General features: G+C 64.9%; 24 protein-coding genes. 14 read left to right on the top strand and 10 right to left on the bottom strand.

All coding sequences use genetic code 11. The annotated features are described in order from the left end of the window. Window positions 1-8: 8 nt before the first annotated feature. The 3 genes from ACIGJE_RS08830 to dnaK form a co-directional block, all read right to left on the bottom strand. Window positions 9-878 carry an SDR family oxidoreductase gene (locus ACIGJE_RS08830; RefSeq protein ID WP_415080319.1) on the bottom strand — a complete coding sequence of 290 codons (870 nt, stop codon included), beginning with the start codon at window positions 876-878 and terminating at the stop codon, window positions 9-11. Window positions 879-974: 96 nt separating this feature from the next. After that, window positions 975-2,111 (bottom strand): molecular chaperone DnaJ, encoded by a 1,137-nt coding sequence (gene dnaJ / locus ACIGJE_RS08825; RefSeq protein WP_311940678.1) that lies wholly within the window; start codon window positions 2,109-2,111, stop codon window positions 975-977. Window positions 2,112-2,325: 214 nt separating this feature from the next. Next, a complete protein-coding gene (gene dnaK / locus ACIGJE_RS08820) occupies window positions 2,326-4,227 on the bottom strand; it encodes a molecular chaperone DnaK (RefSeq protein ID WP_311940681.1) in 1,902 nt (633 codons plus the stop codon). 398 nt (window positions 4,228-4,625) lie between these two features. On the opposite strand from dnaK, the gene ACIGJE_RS08815 reads away from it, so the two are divergent. Together ACIGJE_RS08815 and ACIGJE_RS08810 are read left to right on the top strand one after the other, a co-directional pair. Next, the gene (locus ACIGJE_RS08815; RefSeq protein ID WP_311940683.1) at window positions 4,626-4,982 is read left to right on the top strand and encodes an ArsR/SmtB family transcription factor; all 357 of its coding nucleotides are present in this window, start codon (window positions 4,626-4,628) and stop codon (window positions 4,980-4,982) included. Then, entirely contained in the window at window positions 4,979-5,446 is a 468-nt protein-coding gene (locus ACIGJE_RS08810) for an SRPBCC domain-containing protein (protein ID WP_311940686.1), read from the top strand. Before ACIGJE_RS08815 ends, ACIGJE_RS08810 begins: the two co-directional genes overlap by 4 nt. Before the next feature lie 233 nt (window positions 5,447-5,679). Here the strand turns inward: ACIGJE_RS08810 and ACIGJE_RS08805 are convergent, their stop codons facing one another. Next, window positions 5,680-6,066, bottom strand: coding sequence for a methylglyoxal synthase (locus ACIGJE_RS08805; protein ID WP_068288004.1), 387 nt, complete (start codon window positions 6,064-6,066; stop codon window positions 5,680-5,682). Window positions 6,067-6,245: 179 nt separating this feature from the next. Here ACIGJE_RS08805 and ACIGJE_RS08800 point away from each other — a divergent pair, with 179 nt between their 5' ends. From ACIGJE_RS08800 to ACIGJE_RS08780, 5 genes are all read left to right on the top strand, one after another. Then, on the top strand, window positions 6,246-7,256 hold the full coding sequence (locus ACIGJE_RS08800) for a BMP family lipoprotein (protein ID WP_311940691.1): 1,011 nt from the start codon (window positions 6,246-6,248) through the stop codon (window positions 7,254-7,256). 294 nt (window positions 7,257-7,550) lie between these two features. Then, window positions 7,551-9,068: an ABC transporter ATP-binding protein gene (locus tag ACIGJE_RS08795; protein ID WP_415080317.1), complete on the top strand. Its 1,518-nt coding sequence runs from the start codon at window positions 7,551-7,553 to the stop codon at window positions 9,066-9,068. After that, window positions 9,065-10,237 (top strand): ABC transporter permease, encoded by a 1,173-nt coding sequence (locus ACIGJE_RS08790; protein ID WP_311940696.1) that lies wholly within the window; start codon window positions 9,065-9,067, stop codon window positions 10,235-10,237. Before ACIGJE_RS08795 ends, ACIGJE_RS08790 begins: the two co-directional genes overlap by 4 nt. Before the next feature lie 4 nt (window positions 10,238-10,241). Beyond that, window positions 10,242-11,213: an ABC transporter permease gene (locus ACIGJE_RS08785; RefSeq protein ID WP_311940699.1), complete on the top strand. Its 972-nt coding sequence runs from the start codon at window positions 10,242-10,244 to the stop codon at window positions 11,211-11,213. Further along, window positions 11,213-11,629, top strand: a complete 417-nt coding sequence (locus ACIGJE_RS08780; RefSeq protein ID WP_311940702.1) for a cytidine deaminase — start codon at window positions 11,213-11,215, stop codon at window positions 11,627-11,629. Before ACIGJE_RS08785 ends, ACIGJE_RS08780 begins: the two co-directional genes overlap by 1 nt. Window positions 11,630-11,633: 4 nt before the next feature. Here the strand turns inward: ACIGJE_RS08780 and ACIGJE_RS08775 are convergent, their stop codons facing one another. From ACIGJE_RS08775 to deoA, 3 genes are all read right to left on the bottom strand, one after another. After that, a complete protein-coding gene (locus ACIGJE_RS08775; protein WP_311940706.1) occupies window positions 11,634-11,771 on the bottom strand; it encodes a hypothetical protein in 138 nt (45 codons plus the stop codon). Between the two features lie 166 nt (window positions 11,772-11,937). Then, window positions 11,938-13,152 carry a phosphopentomutase gene (locus ACIGJE_RS08770; protein WP_483679825.1) on the bottom strand — a complete coding sequence of 405 codons (1,215 nt, stop codon included), beginning with the start codon at window positions 13,150-13,152 and terminating at the stop codon, window positions 11,938-11,940. Window position 13,153: 1 nt separating this feature from the next. Further along, complete coding sequence (gene deoA / locus ACIGJE_RS08765) at window positions 13,154-14,479, bottom strand: thymidine phosphorylase (protein WP_415080315.1); 1,326 nt, start codon at window positions 14,477-14,479, stop codon at window positions 13,154-13,156. Window positions 14,480-14,805: 326 nt separating this feature from the next. On the opposite strand from deoA, the gene ACIGJE_RS08760 reads away from it, so the two are divergent. The 5 genes from ACIGJE_RS08760 to fabI all read left to right on the top strand — a co-directional run bounded on the left by ACIGJE_RS08760 (window position 14,806) and on the right by fabI (window position 19,690). Next, on the top strand, window positions 14,806-16,161 hold the full coding sequence (locus ACIGJE_RS08760) for a caspase family protein (RefSeq protein WP_415080314.1): 1,356 nt from the start codon (window positions 14,806-14,808) through the stop codon (window positions 16,159-16,161). 196 nt (window positions 16,162-16,357) lie between these two features. After that, entirely contained in the window at window positions 16,358-16,864 is a 507-nt protein-coding gene (gene fabA / locus ACIGJE_RS08755) for a 3-hydroxyacyl-[acyl-carrier-protein] dehydratase FabA (protein ID WP_068287971.1), read from the top strand. 425 nt (window positions 16,865-17,289) lie between these two features. Continuing rightward, window positions 17,290-18,516, top strand: a complete 1,227-nt coding sequence (fabB, locus tag ACIGJE_RS08750) for a beta-ketoacyl-ACP synthase I (protein ID WP_149253818.1) — start codon at window positions 17,290-17,292, stop codon at window positions 18,514-18,516. 68 nt (window positions 18,517-18,584) lie between these two features. Next, complete coding sequence (locus tag ACIGJE_RS08745; RefSeq protein ID WP_311940720.1) at window positions 18,585-18,707, top strand: hypothetical protein; 123 nt, start codon at window positions 18,585-18,587, stop codon at window positions 18,705-18,707. Between the two features lie 143 nt (window positions 18,708-18,850). Next, entirely contained in the window at window positions 18,851-19,690 is an 840-nt protein-coding gene (fabI, locus tag ACIGJE_RS08740; RefSeq protein ID WP_311940723.1) for an enoyl-ACP reductase FabI, read from the top strand. A 97-nt stretch (window positions 19,691-19,787) separates the two neighbouring features. On the opposite strand, the gene ACIGJE_RS08735 is transcribed toward fabI, so the two are convergent. The 3 genes from ACIGJE_RS08735 to ACIGJE_RS08725 form a co-directional block, all read right to left on the bottom strand. Then, on the bottom strand, window positions 19,788-20,561 hold the full coding sequence (locus ACIGJE_RS08735) for a molybdopterin-dependent oxidoreductase (RefSeq protein WP_415080313.1): 774 nt from the start codon (window positions 20,559-20,561) through the stop codon (window positions 19,788-19,790). A gap of 11 nt (window positions 20,562-20,572) precedes the next feature. Next, window positions 20,573-21,190, bottom strand: coding sequence for a cytochrome b/b6 domain-containing protein (locus ACIGJE_RS08730; protein WP_415080312.1), 618 nt, complete (start codon window positions 21,188-21,190; stop codon window positions 20,573-20,575). Between the two features lie 70 nt (window positions 21,191-21,260). Further along, window positions 21,261-21,830, bottom strand: coding sequence for a fasciclin domain-containing protein (locus ACIGJE_RS08725; protein WP_415080311.1), 570 nt, complete (start codon window positions 21,828-21,830; stop codon window positions 21,261-21,263). 354 nt (window positions 21,831-22,184) lie between these two features. Here ACIGJE_RS08725 and ACIGJE_RS08720 point away from each other — a divergent pair, with 354 nt between their 5' ends. Further along, window positions 22,185-22,757: a sigma-70 family RNA polymerase sigma factor gene (locus ACIGJE_RS08720; protein ID WP_367625235.1), complete on the top strand. Its 573-nt coding sequence runs from the start codon at window positions 22,185-22,187 to the stop codon at window positions 22,755-22,757. Continuing rightward, the gene (locus ACIGJE_RS08715; RefSeq protein WP_415080310.1) at window positions 22,750-23,454 is read left to right on the top strand and encodes an anti-sigma factor; all 705 of its coding nucleotides are present in this window, start codon (window positions 22,750-22,752) and stop codon (window positions 23,452-23,454) included. Before ACIGJE_RS08720 ends, ACIGJE_RS08715 begins: the two co-directional genes overlap by 8 nt. Window positions 23,455-23,541: the final 87 nt, after the last annotated feature.

Genomic DNA, 23,541 nt, shown 5'->3' with positions numbered 1-23,541 from the left:
AAAGACCGTTACGCATCCGCGTCGAAACAGGCGCGGATGCCCTCGCGATAGGTCGGATAGCGCAGCATGTAGCCGAGATCCTCACGAACCCGCCGGTTCGAGACGCGCTTGTTCTCGCCATAGAAGGACCGGGCCATCGGCGTCATCTGGGCCTCGTCATAGGCGATCTCGGCCGGCGGCGTCACACCAAGCAATTCGGCCGCATAGGTAACCACGTCCTGAGGTGGCGCCGGCTCGTTGTCGGTGACGTTGAAGGCCGGCCCCGCCCCGGGCTTCTCGATGCCGGCGGCGACGGCGCCGGCGATGTCCTCGACATGGATGCGGTTGAAGACCTGGCCCGGCTTGACGATACGACGGGCGGTGCCGCGCTTGAGATTGACGACGGCATTGCGCCCCGGGCCGTAAATGCCGGCGAGCCGGAAAAGCTGCACAGGCACATCCTTGCCGCGGCCAAGTTCGAGCCATTCCTTTTCGACATCGACCCGCATGGCATTGCGGGCCATGGTCGGGCGCAGCGGCGCGGTCTCGTCGATCCAGGCGCCGCCGGCGTCGCCATAGACCCCGACGGTGGAGAGATAGCCGATCCATTGCAGCTTCGGCGCCTGCCTCAGGGCCCGGTCGAAATGCCGCAGGACAGGATCGCCGCCATCGTCGGGGGCGATGGAAGTGAGGATATGCGTCGCTTCGGCAATCGCCGCCTCGGCGGCCGGCGAACCGGCAAGGCCGTCATAGGCCAGGCGCGTCACGCCGGGCAGGTCCGGCAGTTTCTCGTGCGGCGCCGTCGAGCGGAAAGTGCCAGTGACCGCGGCGAAGCGCTCGCCATAGCGGGCCGCGAAATGCGAGGCGGTGTAGCCGAGGCCGAAGATCAGGAGATTCATGCAACACATTCCCGCCGTTTCAGGGGGCGGATCGCCAGACTCGCCAGTCCCCCTTCCGGCCTCACGACAAAGGCGGGTCTGAAGACCCGCCCCCCATTACTGTCCGAGCCCGTCGAAGAAATCACGGACCTTGGCGAAGAAGCCTGCGCTTTCGGGCTGGGTCTCCTTCGACGATTGCGCGTCGAACTCGGCCAGCAATTCGCGCTGGCGGCGCGTGAGGTTCTTGGGCGTCTCGACGAAGAGCTGGACATACATGTCGCCATGCTCGCGCGAACGCAGCACCGGCATGCCCTTGCCGCGCAGGCGCACCTGCCGGCCGGTCTGCGTACCCTCGGGTACCGCCACCTTGGCCTTGCCGCCGTCGACGGTCGGCACCTGGAATTCGCCGCCGATGGCGGCCGTCACCATCGAGATCGGCACGCGGCAATGCAGGTCCGCGCCGTCGCGCTGGAAGAATTCGTGGGGCGCCAGCGACAGGAAGATATAGAGGTCGCCCGACGGTCCGCCGCGCGAGCCGGCCTCGCCTTCATTGGCGAGGCGGATGCGCGTTCCGTCCTCCACGCCGGCCGGGATGTTGACCGAGAGGGTGCGCTCGCGCGTGGTGCGCCCGGCGCCGCCGCAGGATGGACAGGGATTATCGATGACCTCGCCGCGGCCCTGGCAGGTCGGGCAGGTGCGCTCGATCGAGAAGAAGCCCTGGGTGGCGCGCACGCGGCCATGGCCGGCGCAGGTTCCGCAGGTCTTCGGCTTGGAACCGGCCTTGGCACCGGAACCGGAACAGGCATCGCAGGTGACAGAGGTCGGGATCTTGATGGTGGCGGTCTTGCCGTTGAAGGCCTCCTCCAGCGTGATCTCCATGTTGTAGCGCAGATCGGCGCCGCGCTCGCGCCCGCCCGAATTGCTGCGCCCGCGGCCGCGCCCGGCCAGATCCTCGAAGATGTCGTTGAAGATGTCGGAGAAGGAACCGAAGCCCCCGCCTCCGCCGAAGCCGCCTCCACCGCCGCCCTGTTCGAAGGCGGCGTGGCCGAAGCGATCGTAGGCCGCACGCTTTTGCGGGTCCTTCAGGGCTTCATAGGCCTCGTTCACTTCCTTGAACTTGGCCTCGGCATCCTTGTTACCGGCATTGCGGTCGGGATGATGCTTCATGGCCTGCTTGCGGAAAGCAGCCTTGAGTTCGATTTCGGTTACTTCGCGAGTAACCTCGAGCACTTCGTAATAGTCACGCTTGGCCATAGGAATCGCTCAAAGCATCCCAGCGAAAGCGTCTTTGCGAAGGGCGGCAAACCACCGGCGCTCGCAAAGACGTGTGAAACAACCAATTCGAGCGAAGGGCGCCTCCGCTAGAACGCGCCTTGCTCCCGAAGGTGCGCGAAAGCCCCCGCCATACCCGGCACGAACCTCGGAGGTCCGTGCCGTTTGGCGAGGGCTCGCACACGATCGTCAGAGATTACGCACGCTTCTTGTCGTCGTCGACTTCTTCGAAGTCGGCATCAACAACATCGTCATTCTTCGTGCCGGCCTCGCCTTCCGTCGCGCCAGCCGCCTGCTGCTGCTGATACAGGGCCTCGCCCAGCTTCATGGCAGCCTGCTGCAAGTCGTTGGTGCGGGTCTTGATCAGCTCGGCGTCCTCGCCTTCCAGCGCGGACTTCAGGGCGGTGATCGCGGACTCGACGGTCGACTTGTCGGCCTCGGAGATCTTGTCGCCAAGCTCCTTGATCGACTTCTCGGCCTGGTGCACCGCCGCATCCGCATGGTTGCGGACCTCGACGAGCTCACGCCGCTTCTTGTCTTCCTCGGCGTTGGCCTGGGCGTCCTTGACCATCTTCTCGATGTCGGCATCGGAAAGACCGCCGGAAGCCTGGATGCGGATCTGCTGCTCCTTAGCTGTCGCCTTGTCCTTGGCCGAGACATTGACGATGCCGTTGGCATCGATGTCGAAGGTCACCTCGATCTGCGGCATGCCGCGGGGCGCCGGCGGAATGCCGACGAGATCGAACTGGCCGAGGGCCTTGTTGTCGGCCGCCATTTCGCGCTCACCCTGGAAGACCCGGATGGTCACGGCCGTCTGGCCGTCCTCGGCGGTCGAGAAGGTCTGGCTCTTCTTCGTCGGGATCGTGGTGTTACGCTCGATCAGACGGGTGAAGATGCCACCCAGCGTCTCGATACCCAGCGACAGCGGGGTCACGTCGAGCAGCAGCACGTCCTTGACGTCACCCTGCAGCACGCCGGCCTGGACAGCGGCACCGATGGCGACCACTTCGTCCGGGTTGACGCCCTTATGGGGCTCCTTGCCGAAGAACTGCTTCACGACTTCCTGGATCTTGGGCATGCGGGTCATGCCGCCGACCAGCACCACTTCGTCGATCTGGCCAGCAGCCAGGCCGGCATCCTTCAAGGCCTTGCGGCAGGGCTCGACCGTGCGCTGGACGAGATCGTCGACCAGGCTTTCGAACTTGGAGCGCGAGAGCTTGAGAGCCAGATGCTTCGGACCCGAAGCGTCGGCCGTGATGTAGGGCAGGTTGATCTCGGTCTGGGCCGTCGAGGACAGCTCGATCTTGGCCTTTTCGGCCGCTTCCTTCAGGCGCTGGAGAGCGAGCTTGTCCTTCTTGAGGTCGATGCCCTGCTCGCGCTTGAACTCATCCGCCAGATACTCGACCAGGCGCATGTCGAAGTCCTCGCCGCCGAGGAAGGTGTCGCCGTTGGTGGACTTCACCTCGAACACGCCGTCGCCGATCTCCAAGATCGAGACGTCGAAAGTGCCGCCGCCGAGGTCATAGACCGCAATGGTGCCGGCCTTCTTCTTGTCGAGGCCGTAGGCGAGCGCAGCCGCCGTCGGCTCGTTGATGATGCGCAGCACTTCCAGGCCGGCGATCTTGCCGGCGTCCTTGGTGGCCTGGCGCTGGGCATCGTTGAAGTAGGCGGGAACGGTGATGACGGCCTGCGTCACCGGCTGGCCCAGATGAGCCTCGGCCGTTTCCTTCATCTTTTGCAGGGTGAAGGCCGAAATCTGCGACGGGGAGTAGGACTTGCCGTCCGCCTCGACCCAGGCGTCGCCATTGCCGCCCTTGACGATCTTGTAGGGCACCAGGCCCATGTCCTTCTTGGTCATGGGATCGTCGTAGGTGCGGCCGATCAGGCGCTTGATCGCGAAGAAGGTGCGCTCGGGATTGGTCACAGCCTGGCGCTTGGCCGGCTGGCCCACGAGGCGCTCGCCATCGTCGGTGAAGGCGACGATGGAGGGCGTGGTGCGCATGCCCTCGGAATTTTCGATGACCCGGGCGCTCGTGCCTTCCATGACGGCCACGCACGAATTGGTGGTGCCGAGGTCGATACCAATAACTTTAGCCATAGTTCTCATCCTTCCTATTCAGCAGACCGGCGCGCCCCGAAGCAGCAGCGCCTAGGCCGGGAAAGCCCTCAGGAACCCGGCCGGTCCCTATCGGAAACCCCGTGACTGACGTTGGATTAATCACGGGTTCGGCGGGTATATAAGGGGGGCTTTCACAGGCCGCAAGGCGCGAAAGCTGCCTGTCCGCTAAGGAATTTGCGTCTTCGTCACAATTCTTGGACGAAGGGCCGGCCGTCTCCGGCCGAGGCAAGCCAACAGGCCGTATAGCGATACATCAGCTGGCATCGCCGGTCACTCGATTTCGCCGGCCCGCTCTCGCGGCGAGAGCCGACGAAATTTGCCTTGACTATAACAATCTTGTTATATAACAAAATTGTTATTTATGAAGCACAACCGCCATGCCCGATCTCGACCACACCTTTGCCGCCCTGTCCGATCCGACCCGCCGGGCCATCCTCAGCCGCCTGGCACGCGGCGAAGCGACGGTGATGCAGCTGGCGGAACCCTTCGCGATGACGCAGCCCGCCATCTCGCGCCATCTCAAGGTCCTCGAAGGCGCCGGGCTGATCGTCCGGCGCGCCGAGGGAACGAGACGACCCTGCCGGCTCGCCCCGGAGGGCATCGCCGCCATCGACCAATGGCTGGGCCTGCTGCGCGAAGCCCTCACCCGCAATTACGACCGGCTGGACGCGCTCCTGGCCCAAGGACTGCCCGAGAAACCTGGCCTGCCCGAGAAAACAGAGGAAAGCCCATGACCAAGCTCACGATCCGAACCGAAGGCGAAACCCATGTCGTGGTGACCAGGCGCTTCGCCGCCCCGCCCGAGGCGGTCTACCGCGCCCACACCGAGCCCAGGCTCATCCAGCAATGGATGCTTGGGCCGGACGGCTACACCATGCCCGTCTGCATCAGCGAGGCCAGGCCCGGCGGCAAGATCCGCTTCGAATGGCGGGACGCCTCGGGAAGCGGCGGCTTCTCCCTGACGGGCGAATATGTCGAGCTCGAGCCCCATAGCCGCATCGTGCATGTCGAGCGCATGCATCTGCCCGACCCCACGCCGGACAACCATGTCGAGACCCGCTTCGAGGCAGACGGTGCGGGCACGCTGATGACCCTGCGCATGACCCTCCCGAGCGCCGAGGTGCGCGAGCAGATGCTGGCGACCGGCATGGAGCACGGCATGGAAGCCAGCTATGTCCGGCTGGAGGGTATTTTGTGAGGATCCATACTGACCTTCATGGTCGGGCGAGATGAAGGCTTCGATATGAAAGTGCGACGTTCGCGTCCCCCTCGCCCCGCCTGCGGGGAGAGGGTACGGGTGAGGGGCTACGCAATGCCTTATTATTTGTGTGCGCCCCGCTGCCCCTCATCCTCACCTTCTCCCCGTAAGAACGGGGCGAAGGGGCGGCTGGTGTCGCGTTCTTCGCCCACCGGGCCTTTGCCTCTCCCTCCTCAATCCACCAGCTGGCCCACGATCATGTGCGCCGTCGAGGCATTGAGGGCCATGGGAATATCGTAGACGAGCGCGAGCCGGGTCAACGCCTTGACGTCGACATCATGCGGCAGGGGCGAAAGCGGATCGACGAAGAAGAACAGGCCATGCACCTGCCCCTCGGCGATCAGGGCGCCGATCTGCTGGTCGCCGCCGAGCGGACCGCTCTTCAGCGGTGTCAGCGACAGTTCCGGGCAGGCGGCCAATATGCGGCTGCCGGTGGTACCGGTGGCGACGAGATTGAAGCGCGCCAGAATGGCCCGGTGGGTGCGCGCGAACTCGACCATTTCGTCCTTCTTCAGATCATGCGCGACGAGCGCCAGAGTGCGCCGGACCAGCTTTGCCATCTCATATCCTCGTTTCCAACCGGCGTTTCCCACCTGATTCCATGTGAAAATCAGGGGCAACCGCACAACGCCTCTTCTCAATAGCGCAATCGGCATGCCATGTTGACCATAAGGTCTGCACGGGAAGCCTTTCCCGCGCGGCCCCCATCCAAGAGCGAGAACGAGCGCGGGAGAGCGTGATGAAATCGACCCTTCTTGGCCTGGCCGCCATTCTGGCGGCCGGCACTGCGGGATTTGGCGCGGCACAGGCAGCCGACAAGCCGGGCCCGGCGGTCATCTATGACCTCGGCGGCAAATTCGACAAGTCCTTCAACGAGGGAGCCTATAACGGCGCCGAGCGCTGGAAGAAGGAAAGCGGCAAGACCTATCGCGACTTCGAAATCACCAATGCTTCCCAGCGCGAGCAGGCGCTGCGCCGCTTCGCCAAGGACGGCAACGATCCCATCATCGTGATGGGCTTTGCCTATGAGGACGTGCTGGCGAAGGTGGCCAAGGCCTATCCGAAGGTGCATTTCGGCATCGTCGACAGCGTCGTCGACCTGCCCAACGTCGCCTCCTATGTCTATCGCGCCGACGAAGGCTCCTATCTCGCCGGCTATCTCGCCGCCAAGACCAGCAAGACCGGCACGATCGGCTTCATCGGCGGCATGGACGTGCCGCTCATTCGTAATTTCGGCTGCGGCTATGTCCAGGGCGCCAAGGCCGCCAATCCGCAGATCAAGGTCATCCAGAACATGACCGGCACCACGCCGGCGGCCTGGAACGACCCCGGCCGCGGCGCCGAACTCACCAAGGCGCAGATCTCGCAAGGCGCCGACATCGTCTATGCCGCCGCCGGCCAGACGGGCCTGGGCGTGCTGCAGGCGGCCGCCGACGGCGACAAGCTCGGCATCGGCGTCGATTCCAACCAGAACGGCCTGCATCCCGGCAAGGTGCTGACCTCGGTGCTCAAGCGAGTGGACGAAGCGATCTATCAGGGCTTCAAGGACGGCGAGGAAGGCAAGTTCAAGGCCGGTACCCACGTGCTCGGTATCAAGGACAGCGGCGTCGCCTTGGCCATGGACGACAACAACAAGCCCCTGGTCACCGACGCCAACAAGGCCGCCATCGAGGCGGTGACCAAGGACATCGCCGACGGCAAGGTGGTGGTGCATAATTACGAGAAGGACAATGTCTGCCCGGTGAACTGAGAGGGCGGACAGACCATTTTTCGTAAGCTGAAAGGCGGGTCCCCGGATTTAGTGCCGTTCACTCAAGTGTCTTCGAGACTGCACGACCTTTGTCATTGCCGGGCTTGACCCGGCAATCCACCTCCCGACCGGTTGCGCGTGGGGTTCCTGGATAGCCGGGTCAAGCCCGGCTATGACAAATCGGAGCGTTTCCTCCCTAAGTGAACCGCATTGGGCCTGGGCTCGCCTTTCAGCTATGAACCGCCGTCTTCGCCGATCCGGGATCGGCCCCTAATTGCTCCCGCGAGGCTCCCTTTGGCAACTGCCCTCGAACTGAAGCAAATCGACAAACGTTTCGGCCCCGTCCACGCCAACAAGGCGATCGACCTCGTGGTCGAGAGAGGCACCATCCACGGCATCATCGGCGAGAACGGCGCCGGCAAATCCACGCTGATGTCGATCATCTACGGCTTCTACGAGGCCGACAGCGGCGAGATCCACGTCAACGGCACCGCGAAGGCGATCCGCTCCTCCCAGGATGCCATCGATGCCGGCATCGGCATGGTCCATCAGCACTTCATGCTGGTCGATCCCTTTACGGTGCTGGAAAACGTCATGCTCGGCGCCGAGGGCGGCGGCCTGCTGGCGAAGGGGCGCGAGCATGCCCGCACCGAACTGGCGCGGCTGGAAACGAGCTATCACCTGGAAGTCGATCCGGATGCCGTGGTGGGCGAACTGCCCGTCGGCGCCCAGCAGCGCGTCGAGATCCTCAAGGCCCTCTATCGCGGTGCCGACATTCTCATCCTGGACGAGCCCACCGGCGTGCTGACCCCGGCCGAAGCCGACCAGCTCTTTGAAATCCTCAAGGTCCTGCGCGAGCAGGGCAAGACCATCCTCTTGATCACCCACAAGCTGCGCGAGATCATGGCGATCACCGACCGGGTCTCGGTGATGCGGCGCGGCGAGATGGTGGCCACCGTCGATACCGCCAAGACCAATCCCACCGAGCTCGCCGAGCTGATGGTCGGGCGCCGGGTGCTGCTGCGTGTCGACAAGGCCGAGGCCAAGCCGGGCGACGTCATCCTCGAAGTGAAAAACCTCACCGTCAAGGACGAGAAGGGCATCACCCGCGTCGATGACGTCTCCTTCACCGTGCGGGCCGGGGAGATCGTCGGCGTCGCCGGCGTCGCCGGCAACGGCCAATCGGAGCTGCTGGAAGCCATTGCCGGCATCCGGCCGGTCTTTTCCGGCGAGATCCGGCTGCGGGGCAGCAATGCCGCGGCCGCGGACCCGGCGGAGCTGCGCAAGCTCGGCCTGGCCCACGTGCCCGAAGACCGCATGAAGATGGGCCTGGTCAAGCCGTTCGCCGCCTATGAAAGCGCGATCCTGGGCTATCAGAAGGATCGCAAGCTCGGCAGCGGCCCCTTCCTCAACTACCGCCGCATCATCGCCGACCTCACCGACAAGATGGAACGTTTCGATGTGCGCCCGCGCGATCCGAAATTGAAGACGGCCAATTTCTCGGGCGGCAATGCCCAGAAGATCGTGCTAGCCCGCGAGATGGAGCGCGACCCGGCTTTGCTGATCGTGGGGCAGCCGACGCGCGGCGTCGACATCGGCGCCATCGAGTTCATTCACCGCCGCCTGATCGGCATGCGCGACGCCGGCAAGGGCATCCTGGTGGTTTCGGTCGAGCTCGACGAGATCATGGGCCTCTCTGATCGCATCCTGGTGATGTGCGGCGGGCGCATCACCGGCGAGTGCCTGGCCAAGGACGCCACCGAGAACGGCCTTGGCCTCCTGATGGCCGGCGTTTCGGGAGAAGCGGCATGAGCGGGCAGACCACCACGCCCGGGGCCTTTCTGGGGGCGATCTTTTCGGGGCGCAGCGGCGCCAGCCTGATCACCCTGCCCTGGTGGGCCGACACCATCATCCTGCCGCTGCTCAACGTCTTGGTGGCCTTCATCGTCTCCGGCATCGCGGTGTGGATCATCGTCGGCGCCGACCCCTTGACCGTCGGCGTCACCATGATCGGCGGGGCGTTCGGCGATGCCAACGCCGTGGGCACCACGCTTTATTATGCCACCACCTTCATTTTTGCCGGCCTTGCCGTCGCCGTCGCCTTTCATGCCGGACTGTTCAATATCGGTGTGGACGGCCAGGGCCAGATCGCCGGCATCGGCATCGCCTGGGCCTGCCTGCATCTGGGCGGCCTGCCCTGGCTCCTCGCCATCCCGCTCGGCATGGCCGCCGGCATGCTCTTCGGCGCCGCCTGGGCCTTCATTCCGGGCTACCTCCAGGCCAAGCGCGGCAGCCATGTCGTCATCACCACCATCATGTTCAACTACATCGCCACCGCTCTGGTGCAGTATCTTCTGGTGAACGTGATGATGAAGCCGGGCTCGGGCGAGCCGAAGTCCGAGCTTTTTCCGGATTCGACGGGCATGCCCTTGCTCAGCGACATCCTGGCCGGCATCGGCATCCAGCTCGACCTCACCCTCGTCAATCTCGCCTTTCCGATCGCCCTGATCGCAGCCCTACTGGTCTGGGCCCTGATCTGGCGCACGCGGCTCGGCTATGCGATGCGCACGGTCGGCCACAACCAGACGGCCGCCGTCTATGCCGGCATCTCGCCTGCGAAAATCATTATCATCGCCATGCTGATCTCGGGGGGCCTGGCCGGCCTGATGGGCGCCAATGTGCTGATGGGCGAGCAGCACCGCATGATCATCGACTACACGGCCGGCGCCGGCTTTATCGGCATCGCCGTTTCCCTGATGGGCCGCTCCCATCCGGCCGGCATCGTGCTTGCTTCCATTCTGTTCGGAGCGCTCATACAGGGCGGTCAGGAATTGTCCTTCGAAAACCCCGTGTTCGACAAGAACATGATCGTGATGATCCAGGGCATCATCATTCTCTTCGTCGGCGCCCTGGAGACCATGTTCCGACCCCAGCTCGCTGCCCTGTTCCAACTGTTCACCCCCGCCGGCAAGGGAGCATGACGCCATGGATACCGTGATCATGCTGGCCAGCGTGGCGGCCGCCGCCATCCGCATCTCCACGCCCTATCTGCTCTGCGCCCTCGCCGGCCTCTATTCGGAACGTTCGGGCATCGTCGACATCGGCCTCGAAGGCAAGATGCTGGTGGGGGCCTTCGCCGCCGCGGTCACCGCCGCGACCTATGGCTCGGCCTGGCTCGGCCTCATCGCCGCCATCATCGTTTCCATCGGCTTTGCGCTGCTGCACGGCATCGCCTCCATCCGCTATCGCGGCAACCAGATCGTTTCCGGCGTCGCCATCAACATCCTGGCGCTCGGCAGTACCGCCTTCATCGGCAATGCCTGGTATGGCGAGGGCGGCCGCACGCCGAGCCTCAGCGGCGCCGCCCGTTTCCAACCGATCGAGCTGCCGGGTGCGGAGGCGATCAAGGGCGTGCCGGTGATCGGTGAGCTCTATGCCGACGTGCTCTCCGGCCATTCGATCCTGGTCTATTTCGCCTTCATCTGCGTGCCGGTAACGGCCTGGGTCCTCTACAAGACCCGTTTCGGCCTGCGCCTGCGCGCCGTCGGCGAGAACCCGCAGGCGGTCGACACCGCCGGCATCTCGGTCGCCTGGCTGCGCTACCGCGCCGTGCTGATCTGCGGCCTGCTGACCGGCATCGCCGGTGCCTATCTCTCCACCGCCGACTCGGCCGCCTTCGTCTCCAACATGACCGGCGGGCGCGGCTATATGGGCCTGGCGGCCCTGATCTTCGCCAAATGGCGGCCCTGGCCCGCGCTCGGCGCCTGCCTGCTCTTCGGCCTGCTCGACGCCATCTCGATCCGCATGGGATCGGGCTTCGTCGTCGCTGGCATGCTGGTGCCCTCCGAGCTGATCTCGGCGCTGCCTTTCATCCTCACCGTACTGATGCTGGCCGGCTTCGTCGGCGCGGCAACGCCGCCCAAGGCCGCGGGCATTCCCTATCTCAAGGAACGCTGATGGACGCGCTCGCCGATCTGTTCGAAGCCGCCCGGGCCGTGCGCGAGAAGGCGCACGCCCCCTATTCGCGCTTCAAGGTGGGAGCGGCCATCCGCGGCCGTTCGGGCCGGATCTATGCCGGCTGCAATGTCGAGAATGCCGCCTATCCGGTCGGGGCCTGCGCCGAAGGCGGCGCCATCTCGGCCATGGTGGCGGATGGCGAAACGGGAATCGCCGAAATCCTGGTACTGGGCTGGACCGACGCCCACCCCGATGCGCCCGGCCTGACCACGCCCTGCGGCGGCTGCCGCCAGCGCATCCGTGAATTCGCGAGGCCGTCGACACCTATCCATGTCGCAGGGCCCGAGGGCATCCGCCGCAGCTTCACGCTCGACGAGCTGCTGCCCGAGAGCTTCGGCCCGGAAAATCTCGGATAGAACCTCAGATCGAGACCAGGTCGAGGAAGCTGGCGCACAGCAGCACGACGGTGGCGACGGCCAGCGTCAGTCCCACCCAGAACTGCGCCCTGTCCTCGGCGGAAATGCCGCCCTTCAACACCATATGCATACGCTCGATCATAACCGACCCACCTCGAAACGGGGGTCATGATGGAAGCGTCGCGGATGCTCGGGCGTTAACGCGGCGCGAATTCGCCGCACCGTCTGGAATCATGGTTGAGAAGATGTGAGCGGACCTGCGGGTGCGCGGGCACTTGCCCGCTTCTCCCTCGGCGACGCCCTCCGGACTACAGGAACGACTTGCCCGCCCCCTGCCAGTCCAGCCTGAGGTGCTCCGCCACGCTGGCGGCCATGTCGGTGAAGCTGTCGCGCCGGCCGATCGGCCCCGTGCGCTTGCCCAGACGCGCCAGCACCGGCACGAATTCGCGCGTATGGTCCGTTCCCGTCCAGGACGGGTCGCAGCCATGGTCGGCCGTGATGATCAGAAGGTCTTCCTCGCCCAGCCGCGTCAGGATCTGCGGCAGGCGCATGTCGAACTGCTCCAGGGCGCCGGCATAGCCGGGAATATCGCGGCGATGGCCATAGAGCGTGTCGAAATCGACATAGTTGGCAAAGAGCAGGCCGCCATCGGGCAGGCGCCCCATAGCTTCGAGCGTGCGATCGATCAGGGCGTCGTTGCTCGGGCCCTTGACGATCTCGCCAGTGCCGCGATGGGCGAAGATATCGCCGATCTTGCCGATGGTGACGATGCCCCGTCCCGCGCGCTCTGCCACGTCGAGCAACGTGTCGGACGGCGGCGGCACCGCATAGTCGCGCCGGTTGGCGGTGCGTGTGAAACCGCCGACGGCATCGCCGACGAAAGGCCGCGCGATCACCCGGCCGATATTGAGGTGGTCGACGTGGCGCCGGGCGATCTCGCACAGGGACAACAGCCTTTCCAGCCCGAACGCCTCCTCATGGGCGGCGATCTGCAGCACGCTGTCGGTGGAGGTGTAGAAGATCGGCTTGCCCGTCTCTATGCTCTCGGCACCGAGTTCGGCGATGATCTGCGTTCCCGAGGCATGACGCTGGCCGAGCACCCCGGCAAGCCCGGCCTCCTTGACGATGGCGGCGATCAGCTTGGGAGGAAAACAGGGCACCTCCCTGGGGAAATAGCCCCAGTCGAACGGCACGGGATAGCCGGCAATCTCCCAATGGCCGGATGGCGTGTCCTTGCCTTTGGAAACCTCCGCCGCATAGCCCCACAGCCCCTCGGCCACGCCGCCTTCCAGGCCAGGCGGGAGTGTGCCTGTCGCAGCCTGCGCAGCCGCGCCGAGGCCCAGGCTGGTGAGCACGGGCAGGCGCAGGGGCCCCGTGCGATGCTCGTTCTCCCCCGCCCGGCCCGCCGCGCAGGCCGCGGCGATATGGCCGAGCGTATCCGCTCCCGCATCGCCATAGCGCTCGGCATCGTCAGCCGAGCCGATGCCGAAGGAATCCATCACCAGAAGGAGAGCGCGGCCCATGTCACTTTCCTCCAATGCGTTCGAGTACCGGCGGCAGGGCTGCTTCGCCTTCTCCGATGCGGTAGGCGGTGCGCAGGCTGGCGGCCGCCGCTTCGGCTGCCGCGTCGCTGCGCGCATGCACGAAGCCGAGGGGACTGTCAGGCCCGACCTCGGCGCCGAGTTCGGCGAGGCCGGTCAGGCCCACGGCATGGTCGATCGCATCCTGCGGGCGGGTGCGCCCGCCGCCCAGCGCCACCACCGCGAGACCGACGGCCCGCGTATTGATACCGCCGACCCGCCCTGTCTGCTCGGCGAAGACGGGTTTAATCACTGGTGCAACGGGCAGATAATGCTCGGGCCGCTCGACGAAGTCCGCCGGCCCGCCGAGCACCGCGATCATGCGGGCGAAATGTTCGGCCGCCCGCCCGCTCGCCAGAGCCTGCTCGATGCGCGCCTGGCCTTCGGCGGTATCGCGGGCAAGCCCGCCGAGCACCAGCATTTCGGCGCAAAGATCGACGGTGACCTCCAGGAGGCGCAGATCCCGCTGCCCTCCCGTGAGGAAGTCCACGGCATTGCGGACCTCCAGGGCGTTGCCGGCGGCGCTGGCAAGGGGCTGGTCCATCGCCGTGATCAGTGCAGTGGTCGGCAGCCCGGCTCCCGTGGCGACGGTCGCAATCGATTCGGCCAGTTCGCGCGAGCCTTCCAGGGTGGGCATGAAGGCGCCAGAGCCCGTCTTCACGTCCATCACCAGGGCCTGAAGTCCGGCTGCGAGCTTTTTCGACAGGATCGAGGCCGTGATCAGCGGGATCGATTCGACCGTGGCCGTGACGTCGCGGATCGAATAGACGGTCTTGTCGGCCGGAGCGAGATCCGCGGTCTGGCCGATGATGGCGGTGCCTGCCTCGCGCACGGCGCGGCGGAACAGGTCGAGATCGGGCTGGGTGGCGTAGCCGGGCACCGAATCGAGCTTGTCGAGCGTGCCGCCGGTATGCCCCAGGCCCCGGCCCGAGATCATCGGCACGAAGCCGCCACAGGCCGCCACCAGCGGCCCGAGCATCAGGCTGACATTGTCGCCGACGCCGCCGGTCGAGTGCTTGTCCACCACCGGCCCCGGCAGGTCGAGCCCGCGCCAGTCGAGCACGGTGCCCGATTGGGTCATCGCCCGCGTCAGGGCAATGCGCTCCTCCATCGCCATGCCGCGGAAGAACACCGCCATGGCAAAGGCCGCGACCTGGGCATGGGTGACGCTGCCGGCGACCAGCCCTTGCACGAAACTCTCGATGTCAGCCGCGGATAGAGCGGCGCCATCGCGCTTCTTGCGGATGATTTCCTGGGGAAGAAGGGTCACGAATGGGGCTCCCTGGAGCAGAACGCAGTCAAGCGGAACGCGTCTTTGCGATTCCCGGCCGACGGCCAGATCGCAAGACGCCTTGGCCCTGCGTGGCCTTTCGATTTCGGGCCGCGACGATAGCCTCCACGATCCTCGAAGGAAAGCCATGCGGAGGAAAGTGTGCGAGCGTTTACAAATCTATCACGAAGAGACGACGTCCTGGTGCCCTGGCAAAGCTGCCCTACGGCCTGTTCCCCCCGAACTGGCCAGCGCCTGGCGCGCGTGCCACAATCGATGTGGTGCTGCCGTGAATCCGGGGTGGGGCGATGATCCGGCGTTGCGTAATGCTGTTGTGTCTGTTCTGGCTGGCCGGGGCCACCGTCGCGCTCGCCGACAAGCGTGTCGCGCTCGTCATCGGCAATGGTGACTATCGCACGCTCGGCCGCCTCGCCAATCCCGTCGCCGATGCCGACGCCATGGCCACGCTGCTCGCAGGTGGCCCACTCGGCTTCAAGGTGATCCGCGCCACCGACGCCGATCATGCCGCCATGCTCAGGGCGATGTCCGAATTCGGCAACGAGGCCACCGATGCCGATATCGCCCTGGTGTACTATGCCGGCCACGGCATGCAGGTCGACCAGCGCAATTTCCTCATTCCCGTCGGCGCCGACATCAAGAGTCGCGTCGATCTCGCCACGCAGACCATCAAACTCGACGACATCAGCGACATCCTGAGCGCTTCCGGCGCCAAGGCCAAGATCCTGCTGGTGGATGCCTGCCGCAACAATCCCCTGCCGGCAAGCGCAAGCCGCGGCGCCTCACGCGGCCTCGCCCGGCTCGACGCCGCCAGCACCGGCACGCTGGTCGCCTTCGCCACCGGCCCCAATGCCGTCGCCGACGATGGGGACAACGGCCATTCTCCCTTCGCGGCCGCCTTGCTGAAGCGACTGCCGGAGGCCGGCATCGAGATCCGTCGCATGCTGGCGCTGGTACGCCAGGACGTCCATGCCGCCACGAACCAGCGCCAGACGCCGTGGGTGGATGAAGCCCTGCTCGGTGATCTCTATCTGTCTGGAAACGCCATATCCGGTTCGGTCCCCATCGCCACGCAGCAGCCATCGCCGGCGCCGGGAAGCCCGGTCCCCGACAAGGCGGACATGGCGGCCTGTACCGATCTCGGTACCGAACCCACCCCGATCAAGCTCGAAGCCTATCTCGACAATTTTCCGAAGGGCTATTGCGCCGCCTCGGTGCGCCGGCGGCTGGAAGCCTTGGCCAAGCCTGCGGCCGGGCCGGCGCCGATCTCCGCCTCACCTGCGTCCGCGCCCGCTCGACCCGATCCGCCACCCTACACGATCTCGAGCTATTGGAACCATAACGGCTCGCGCGTGGCGCTTTCGGCGAGCGAGGGCAACCGCCTGTTCTATTATGAGGCGCCGCGCCCGGGCCTGGCCGAGGTCGGGGTCCGCAAGGGGGCACTGCTGTTCAAGGGGAGCGCCAGCGGCGGCATCTATCGCGGCCAGGCCTATGTCTTCTCGCGCGAATGCGGGCCGATCTCCTATCGCGTCGAGGGCTCGGCGGCCGGAGAGCCGCCGATCATCACCCTGCGTGGCAAGGCTCCCCGACGTGCCAAGGATTGTGCGCAAACCGGCTGGCGCGACGACACGCTGGTATTCCGCTACGATTCGGCGGCGCGATAGCACGCATGCCCCTGCCGACCAGCCGGTCCGTGGTCCGACAAAGCCGCTTGAGTCCTTTTTAAGGGGGCAACATCGCCCCCGCGACCCTTCCCCCGCTTTCGGCTGCGGGATTGCTATGTTAAGGGGAGGCCGTGGAGCGGGCAGGCTCGCCTGTCCGGCCACGCGGTTTTGACTGGTCGATGAGGACTGAGACGCAATGGCGGAACGCCGTTCGAGCTTTGAATATGAAGATCTCCTGGCCTGCGGGCGCGGCGAGATGTTCGGCCCCGGCAATGCGCAATTGCCCCTCCCCCCCATGCTGATGTTCGATCGCATCCCGGAGATCTCCGAGACCGGCGGGCCAAATGGCAAGGGCTGCGTACGCGCCACGCTCGATGTCAAACCGGACCTGTGGTTCTTTTCCTGCCACTTCCAGGGCGATCCGGTGATGCCGGGCTGCCTTGGCCTCGACGCCCTCTGGCAGATGACCGGCTTCTTCCTGGGCTGGCTCGGCCAGTCCGGACGCGGCCGTGCTCTCGGCGTCGGCGAAGTCAAGTTCACCGACCAGGTGCTGCCCAGCGTCAAACAGGTCGAGTATGGCGTCGACCTCAAGCGGGTTTTCAAGGGTAAATTGATTCTCGGCATTGCGGATGGCTGGCTAAAGGCCGATGGCCGCACCATCTATGAAGCCAAGGATCTGCGCGTCGGCTTGTTCCAAGCCTGATTTCTGGCCTGAGCGCGGCGCGGATCGAGCGCGTTTCCGGTCGGGCCTGGCATTGGCCTGCCTGTTGCAATGCGCTTTGAAACATGCAGGGTGCGGCCCCGACGACGCTCGACGCGCCGACGGGGTCGACGCTTTGTTAGGCTGTCCGTGTCCGGGTCCTGCCCGTCCGCGGGCAGCGAGCATAATTTCCGAGCTTGCCCAAAACCGGGCCGCTTGCGAAATTCTGCTCAAGCGTTTTGCGATGAGACGCAATTGCCTCAAATCGCAAGGACGCTCCCGCCAATCCGTCGGATTGGCTTGGAAACAAGGAGCTAGGGCAAGCGAGCGTTCACATTGAACGCGCTTTTCTCTAGGGAACGCAGTGCCGGCCTGGCGATCTCCTCGGAGAGGATCGTGGGGCGGTCACGAAACTGGAAGGGATCGCCATGAGACGTGTCGTCGTTACCGGCATGGGTATCGTGTCTTCGATCGGCAACTCGACGCAGGAGGTTCTCTCCAGCTTGCACGAGGCCAGATCCGGTATCACGCGCGCCGAGCAGTTCGCCCAATACGGCTTCCGCTCGCAGGTCTATGGCGCGCCGACGCTCGACCCTGCCTCGGTGGTCGATCGCCGCGCCATGCGCTTCCACGGTGGCGGTACCGCCTGGAACCATGTGGCGATGGAGCAGGCCATCCTCGATTCAGGCCTCGAAGCCAACGAAGTTTCCAACGAGCGCACCGGCATCATCATGGGGTCCGGCGGCCCCTCTACCCGCACCATCGTCGAGGCTGCCGACAAGGCGCGCGAGTCGGGCAGTTCCAAGAAGGTCGGCCCCTTCGCTGTGCCCAAGGCGATGTCGTCCACCGCTTCGGCCACGCTCTCGACCTGGTTCAAGATCAAGGGCACGAACTACTCGATCTCCTCGGCCTGCGCGACCTCGAACCATTGCATCGGCAATGCCTATGAGCAGATCCAATATGGCAAGCAGGACGTGATGTTCGCCGGCGGCTGCGAGGAACTCGACTGGACGCTCGCCGTGTTGTTCGACGGCATGGGTGCGATGTCGTCCAAATATAACGACACCCCGTCTACGGCCTCCCGCCCCTATGACAAGAATCGCGACGGCTTCGTGATCTCCGCCGGTGCCGGTGTGCTGGTACTGGAAGAACTGGAGCACGCCAAGGCCCGCGGCGCCCGCATCTATGGCGAGATCGCCGGCTATGGCGCAACCTCCGACGGCCATGACATGGTTGCCCCCTCGGGCGAAGGCGCCGAGCGTTGCATGCGCATGGCGCTGGCCAATATCAAGGCACCGATCGACTACATCAATCCGCACGCCACCTCGACGCCGGCCGGCGATCCGCCAGAAATCGAGGCCATCCGCAAAGTGTTCGGCTCGGGTGACAAATGCCCCCCGATCGCCGCGACCAAGGCGCTGACAGGCCATTCGCAGGGCGCGACGGGCGTGCAGGAAGCAATTTATTCACTCCTTATGATGAATAATGGCTTCATCTGCGAGAGCGCGCATATCGAGGAGTTGGATCCGGCCTTTGCTGACATGCCGATCGTCCGCAAGCGTATCGACAATGCCAAGCTCAGCCATGTCCTGTCCAACTCTTTCGGATTCGGCGGCACCAACGCGGCCCTGGTCTTCAAGCGCCTCGACGCCTGAGATCGGTCACCGCCTGTTCCGCCCGGACTATCCAGGGTAGGCGCTCATCCATAGTTTGAAGACCGTGGATGAGCATGCCCGGTAACAAAGAGACAGATAAAGTGATCCGGGAAGCCAGCAAATCCCCGGCTGCTTTGTCAAAACGTGGTAAAGAGGCGGAAATGCGGGCTGATCGGCCGATTCTGGTCTGATTGCGCCCCAAAGCGCTTTGCGATTTGACGGGATCGCGTCGAATCGCAAAGCGCGTCCAACCAAGGAGTCAAAGCAAAGTAACGTTCACACGAAAACGCGCTTTGCTTTGGTGACTGATGACCAGGATTTGGAGTTGCAGGCCATGACAGGGCTCATGCAAGGTAAGCGCGGTCTGATCATGGGCGTGGCCAATGATCATTCGATCGCCTGGGGTATCGCCAAGAGCCTTGCCGCCCAAGGCGCCCAATTGGCATTCACCTATCAGGGCGATGCCCTGCGCAAGCGCGTGGAGCCGCTGGCCAACAGCGTCGGCTCCAGCCTGCTGGTGCCGTGCGACGTCGAGGATGTCGCTTCCGTCGACGGCGTCTTCGCCACGCTGGCGCGGGAATGGGGCAAGATCGACTTCCTCGTCCACGCCATCGCCTATTCGGACAAGAGCGAGCTCAAGGGCCGCTACGCCGACACCACGCGCGACAATTTCGCCAAGACCATGGTGATCTCCTGCTTCTCCTTCACGGAGATCGCCAAGCGCGCCGCCGACCTGATGCATGATGGCGGCTCGATCCTCACCCTCACCTATGGCGGCTCCACGCGAGTGATGCCGAACTACAACGTCATGGGTGTCGCCAAGGCTGCGCTGGAAGCTTCGGTGCGCTACCTTGCCTCCGATTTCGGCCCGCAGGCCGTCAGGGTCAATGCCATCTCGGCCGGTCCGATCCGCACCCTCGCCGGTGCCGGCATTTCCGATGCCCGCCTGATGTTCAACTACCAGCGCGCCCATGCGCCGCTGCGCCGCACGGTGAGCATCGAAGAGGTCGGCGGTTCGGCGCTTTATCTGCTTTCCGATCTGTCCACCGGCGTCACCGGCGAGGTACATTTCGTCGATTCTGGCTACAACATCATCTCGATGCCGCATCCCGAAGCCCTCAAGGCCCAGGAAGCCGCCGAAGCGAGCGTGACGACGAAGGCCGCCGCCGAATAGGCCAGCCTGTCCCCGTCGCGGAAGCACTGGAAGCGAAGTATCCATGGAAGTGCGGGCATCGTCGCCCGCATTTTCTTTTCCACGAGCAAACAGGCAGCTACAGTCCACTGAACCAATTATAGCCCTGGCTCTCCCAGGTGCCGCCGAGATAGTCGTTGCTCACCTCGATCTCGCCGATGAATTTGGGGTTCTTGAAACCGAGCTTGGTCGGCACGCGCAGTTTCATCGGGAAGCCATAGGCACGCGGCAGCACCTGCCCGTCGAACCAGAAGGTGAGCTGCGTCTGCGGATGCAGGGCGGTCTGCATGTCGATGCTGGTGACGTAATTGTCGTCGCAGCGGAAATTGACATAGTTCGCCGTGAGATCGGCGCCGATCCGGCGCAGGAAATGCGAGAAGGGTACGCCGGACCAGCTGCCGATGGCGCTCCAGCCCTCGATGCAGATATGGCGGGTGATCTGGGTGACGCGCGGCAAGGCGTGCAACTGCGGCAGTGTCCAGTCCGCCCGCTGCTCGACCAGGCCCGTGACGTTCAGGCGATAGAGGCCGGCATCGATCACCGGTGCCTTGTCCGGAATGTTGGGCTCGTAGAAGGAGTTGAACGGGAAGGGCCGAGTGATCATGCTTTCGGGATATTCCTTCGCCAAGCGCTCCGGGGAGAACAGCCAGGCCTGCACGCGGTCGTTGAAATCGGAGATCCGCCCCAGCATCGCCTCGGCGCTATAGCCGTCGGTGACATCGCAGCCGGCGAGCAGGGTCAGGCTTCCCAGACCGAGCGCCCGGCGCAGGAACTGGCGCCGCGTGGCGCGATCGAGCCGACCGGCGGCCTCTTTGAGGATCGCGCCAGTATCGGAATGGGGTTCACGCAGCATGACACCCTCCCTCAATGCCCGCGGATCATGGCGACGAGGCTGCGCGGCACCAGCAGGGCCATCGCAACATGCACGACCAGGAAGCCGACGATCACCGACATGGCGCCGAAATGGATCAGGCGGGCCGTGTCGAAATCGCCGAGCAGCATGACGAGCGGGCGCAATTGCACCGGCTTCCAGATCGCCAGGCCCGACAGCACCACCAGCACGCCGGCGCCAATCACGCCGAGATAGAGCAGGCGCTGCACGGCGTTGTAGTGGCTGAGATCCTCATGGCCGAGCCGGCCGGCCAACGCCGCCCTGAGATCGGTGAGCACGGCGGCCGGCGTGACCGGCAGCAATTTGTGCCGGAACCGGCCGGAAACCAGGCCATAGGCGAGATAGACCAGGCCATTGGCCATCACCAGCCACATGGCGGCGAAATGCCATTGCAGACCGCCGATCAAGGAGCTGCCGAGCGTGAGGGCCGAAGGAAACGGGAACGGCAGCGTAGGATAGGCATTGTGGATGGCCCAGCCTGAGGAAATCATCATCAGCATCGCGACCGCATTTGTCCAATGGCTGATCCGCACGATCATCGGGTGGATCGGCGCGACGGCCGGAACTGGCAGGGGGTGAGATTGCGTCATGGCGACGGACTCCCGAAAGGGATCAAGGAGGCACCGGACCGCGGATGCGTCCGCGGTCCGGCGCAAGCCATCATTGCGGCAGCAGCACGGTGTCGACGACGTGGATGACGCCGTTGCTCTGGTTGACGTCGGGGATGGTGACGGTGGAGCGGTCACCCTTGGCGTCGATGATGTCGAGCTTGCGGCCGTCCTGCACGACGGTGAGCGTGCCGCCCTGCACGGTCTTGAGCGTGGCCTTGCCGCCCCCGGCCTTCACTTCGGACATCAGTTCGGCGGCCGAGTGCTTGCCGGCCACGACGTGATAGGTCAGCACGGCGGTCAGGGTCGCCTTGTTCTCGGGCTTGAGCAGCGTGTTCACCGTGCCCTTGGGCAGCTTGCCGAAAGCTTTGTTGACCGGGGCGAACACGGTGAAGGGGCCGGGGGCCATCAAGGTATCGACCAGGCCGGCCGCCTTGACCGCGGCGACCAGCGTGGTGTGGTCCTTCGAATTGACGGCGTTCTGGATGATGTTCTTGGAGGGATACATCGGCGCGCCGCCGACATTGACGGTGGTCTCGGCAAAGGCCGCACCCGTGTAGAACACCGAGGCGGCGAGAACCACACCGATGACGGCTGCGTAAGAGGAGGTGCGACGGGTCATGATAGATCTCCGGAAGGTTGCACCGCTCGTTCCGAGCGGTGGAGCACGGGGATGTCCGCGTCTCGTGAAGATCTACGCCTCGATTTCGCACGAGTTTCAGAATTAAAAAATATTCTTCAATTTTATTTTCAAAACTGAAATAACAATGAAATATATAGATACGATACACGGCCCATGAAGTTTCATTTCTGTGAATAAAATTATTTCCACATTTCGATGAAACCTTTGCGCAGCTGCAACGTACGCACCAACCCGCCGGATTTCAGGATGGAATTCTGTTTCGCCGGGCAGCGAATTATTGTTTGATTGAAGCGGGCGACCAGTCCAGGCCAGGCGGAAACCGGGGCAATCGGCTTGAGCAGCAGCAGAGGCGTCAACGAGAAGGAAGGGTCGTCGCTGGAGGGCCTGCTGCACGCCGTCGCCTCCGGCGACAGGGCCGCGTTTCGGCGCCTCTATGATGCGACACAGGCGAAACTTTACGGGGTGGTGCTCCGTATCCTGCGTGACAGGGCTGCGGCCGACGATGCAGTGCAGGAGATCTACGTGAGAATCTGGGACAAGGCGGCGGATTTCGACCCCGGCAAGGCCTCCGCCATGACCTGGATGGCGACGATCGCCCGCAACCGCGCCATCGACCTGCTGCGCAGCGCGCGCCCCTCAGCCGGTGCCGACGTCCAGGAGATCGAGGATTTGCCGGCCGAAGCAAGCGAACCGCTCGAGGCTCGCCAACGCAGCGAGGAATTGCGGCGACTGCTCTCCTGCCTCGCCGGCCTCGACGAGGAGCGGCGCCAGATGATCCTGCTCGCTTACTATCGCGGCGCCACGCGCGAGGCCCTGTCCCGGCGCTTCGAGCGGCCGGTGCCCACGGTCAAGACCCTGCTGCATCGCGGCCTCGCCCAGCTGAGGGAGTGCCTCGGCCATGACTGAGCGCGATGATCTCGATCTCCTGGCAGGCGAGTATGTGCTCGGCACGCTCGACACGGCCGAACGGGCCGCCGTTGCGGCCCGGCGCCAGCGCGAGCCCGATCTCGATGCCGCCATCACGGCCTGGGAGCGTCGTCTAGCTCCCCTGGTCGAGACCGTCGCGCCCATGGAGGCGCCTGCTTCCTTGTTCCCGAGCATCCTCGGCCGCCTCGACGGCGGGACAGACAGTCTGGTTCCCCTGCTCGAAAGGCGCCTGCGGCGCTGGCGCATGGCCGCCCTGGGTGCGGGCGCGCTGGCCGCGGGGCTGGCCCTCTTCGCCCTTACGCCCTCACTCCGCAATCCGGCGCAACCCGGCAATTTCGTCGCCGTGCTGCAGAAGGACGCCGCCTCCCCCGCCTTCATCGTCTCGGTGAATGTCGAGGCGCGCTCCCTCACCATCCGGCCGGTGGCCGCCCGGCCCCAGCCGAACAAGTCCTATGAATTGTGGCTGGTGAACGACAAGCTGCCCGGCCCGCGATCGCTCGGCGTGATCGGCGACCGGCCCTTCACGGTGGAGAAGGCACGCCTGTCCAGCGTACCCGAGCAGGTGGTGCAGCAGGCCGTCCTGGCGGTGACCTTGGAGCCGGAGGGCGGCTCCCCCTCAGGCCAGCCCACCGGCCCCATCCTCTATTCCGGTACCCTGGTGCAGGCCACGCCCTGACCCTGCGGGTGCGCGGACGTCACGGCGACTTGCTCGCATGCCGCGACGTCCACGCACCCAGAAAAGCTCGCTCCCAATATGCATGCA

Source organism: Labrys sp. E2SS-1L (assembly GCF_057073705.1).
This window is presented reverse-complemented; position numbering and strand designations above follow the sequence as displayed.

Bases quoted from the DNA above. Each gene is read 5' to 3' on its own strand.
- ACIGJE_RS08830 (WP_415080319.1), bottom strand. From the start codon at position 878: ATGAATCTCCTGATCTTCGGCCTCGGCTACACCGCCTCGCATTTCGCG.
- dnaJ (WP_311940678.1), bottom strand. From the start codon at position 2,111: ATGGCCAAGCGTGACTATTACGAAGTGCTCGAGGTTACTCGCGAAGTA.
- dnaK (WP_311940681.1), bottom strand. From the start codon at position 4,227: ATGGCTAAAGTTATTGGTATCGACCTCGGCACCACCAATTCGTGCGTG.
- ACIGJE_RS08815 (WP_311940683.1), top strand. From the start codon at position 4,626: ATGCCCGATCTCGACCACACCTTTGCCGCCCTGTCCGATCCGACCCGC.
- ACIGJE_RS08810 (WP_311940686.1), top strand. From the start codon at position 4,979: ATGACCAAGCTCACGATCCGAACCGAAGGCGAAACCCATGTCGTGGTG.
- ACIGJE_RS08805 (WP_068288004.1), bottom strand. From the start codon at position 6,066: ATGGCAAAGCTGGTCCGGCGCACTCTGGCGCTCGTCGCGCATGATCTG.
- ACIGJE_RS08800 (WP_311940691.1), top strand. From the start codon at position 6,246: ATGAAATCGACCCTTCTTGGCCTGGCCGCCATTCTGGCGGCCGGCACT.
- ACIGJE_RS08790 (WP_311940696.1), top strand. From the start codon at position 9,065: ATGAGCGGGCAGACCACCACGCCCGGGGCCTTTCTGGGGGCGATCTTT.
- ACIGJE_RS08785 (WP_311940699.1), top strand. From the start codon at position 10,242: ATGGATACCGTGATCATGCTGGCCAGCGTGGCGGCCGCCGCCATCCGC.
- ACIGJE_RS08780 (WP_311940702.1), top strand. From the start codon at position 11,213: ATGGACGCGCTCGCCGATCTGTTCGAAGCCGCCCGGGCCGTGCGCGAG.
- ACIGJE_RS08775 (WP_311940706.1), bottom strand. From the start codon at position 11,771: ATGATCGAGCGTATGCATATGGTGTTGAAGGGCGGCATTTCCGCCGAG.
- ACIGJE_RS08770 (WP_483679825.1), bottom strand. From the start codon at position 13,152: ATGGGCCGCGCTCTCCTTCTGGTGATGGATTCCTTCGGCATCGGCTCG.
- ACIGJE_RS08760 (WP_415080314.1), top strand. From the start codon at position 14,806: ATGCTGTTGTGTCTGTTCTGGCTGGCCGGGGCCACCGTCGCGCTCGCC.
- fabA (WP_068287971.1), top strand. From the start codon at position 16,358: ATGGCGGAACGCCGTTCGAGCTTTGAATATGAAGATCTCCTGGCCTGC.
- fabB (WP_149253818.1), top strand. From the start codon at position 17,290: ATGAGACGTGTCGTCGTTACCGGCATGGGTATCGTGTCTTCGATCGGC.
- ACIGJE_RS08745 (WP_311940720.1), top strand. From the start codon at position 18,585: ATGAGCATGCCCGGTAACAAAGAGACAGATAAAGTGATCCGGGAAGCC.
- fabI (WP_311940723.1), top strand. From the start codon at position 18,851: ATGACAGGGCTCATGCAAGGTAAGCGCGGTCTGATCATGGGCGTGGCC.
- ACIGJE_RS08735 (WP_415080313.1), bottom strand. From the start codon at position 20,561: ATGCTGCGTGAACCCCATTCCGATACTGGCGCGATCCTCAAAGAGGCC.
- ACIGJE_RS08730 (WP_415080312.1), bottom strand. From the start codon at position 21,190: ATGACGCAATCTCACCCCCTGCCAGTTCCGGCCGTCGCGCCGATCCAC.
- ACIGJE_RS08725 (WP_415080311.1), bottom strand. From the start codon at position 21,830: ATGACCCGTCGCACCTCCTCTTACGCAGCCGTCATCGGTGTGGTTCTC.
- ACIGJE_RS08715 (WP_415080310.1), top strand. From the start codon at position 22,750: ATGACTGAGCGCGATGATCTCGATCTCCTGGCAGGCGAGTATGTGCTC.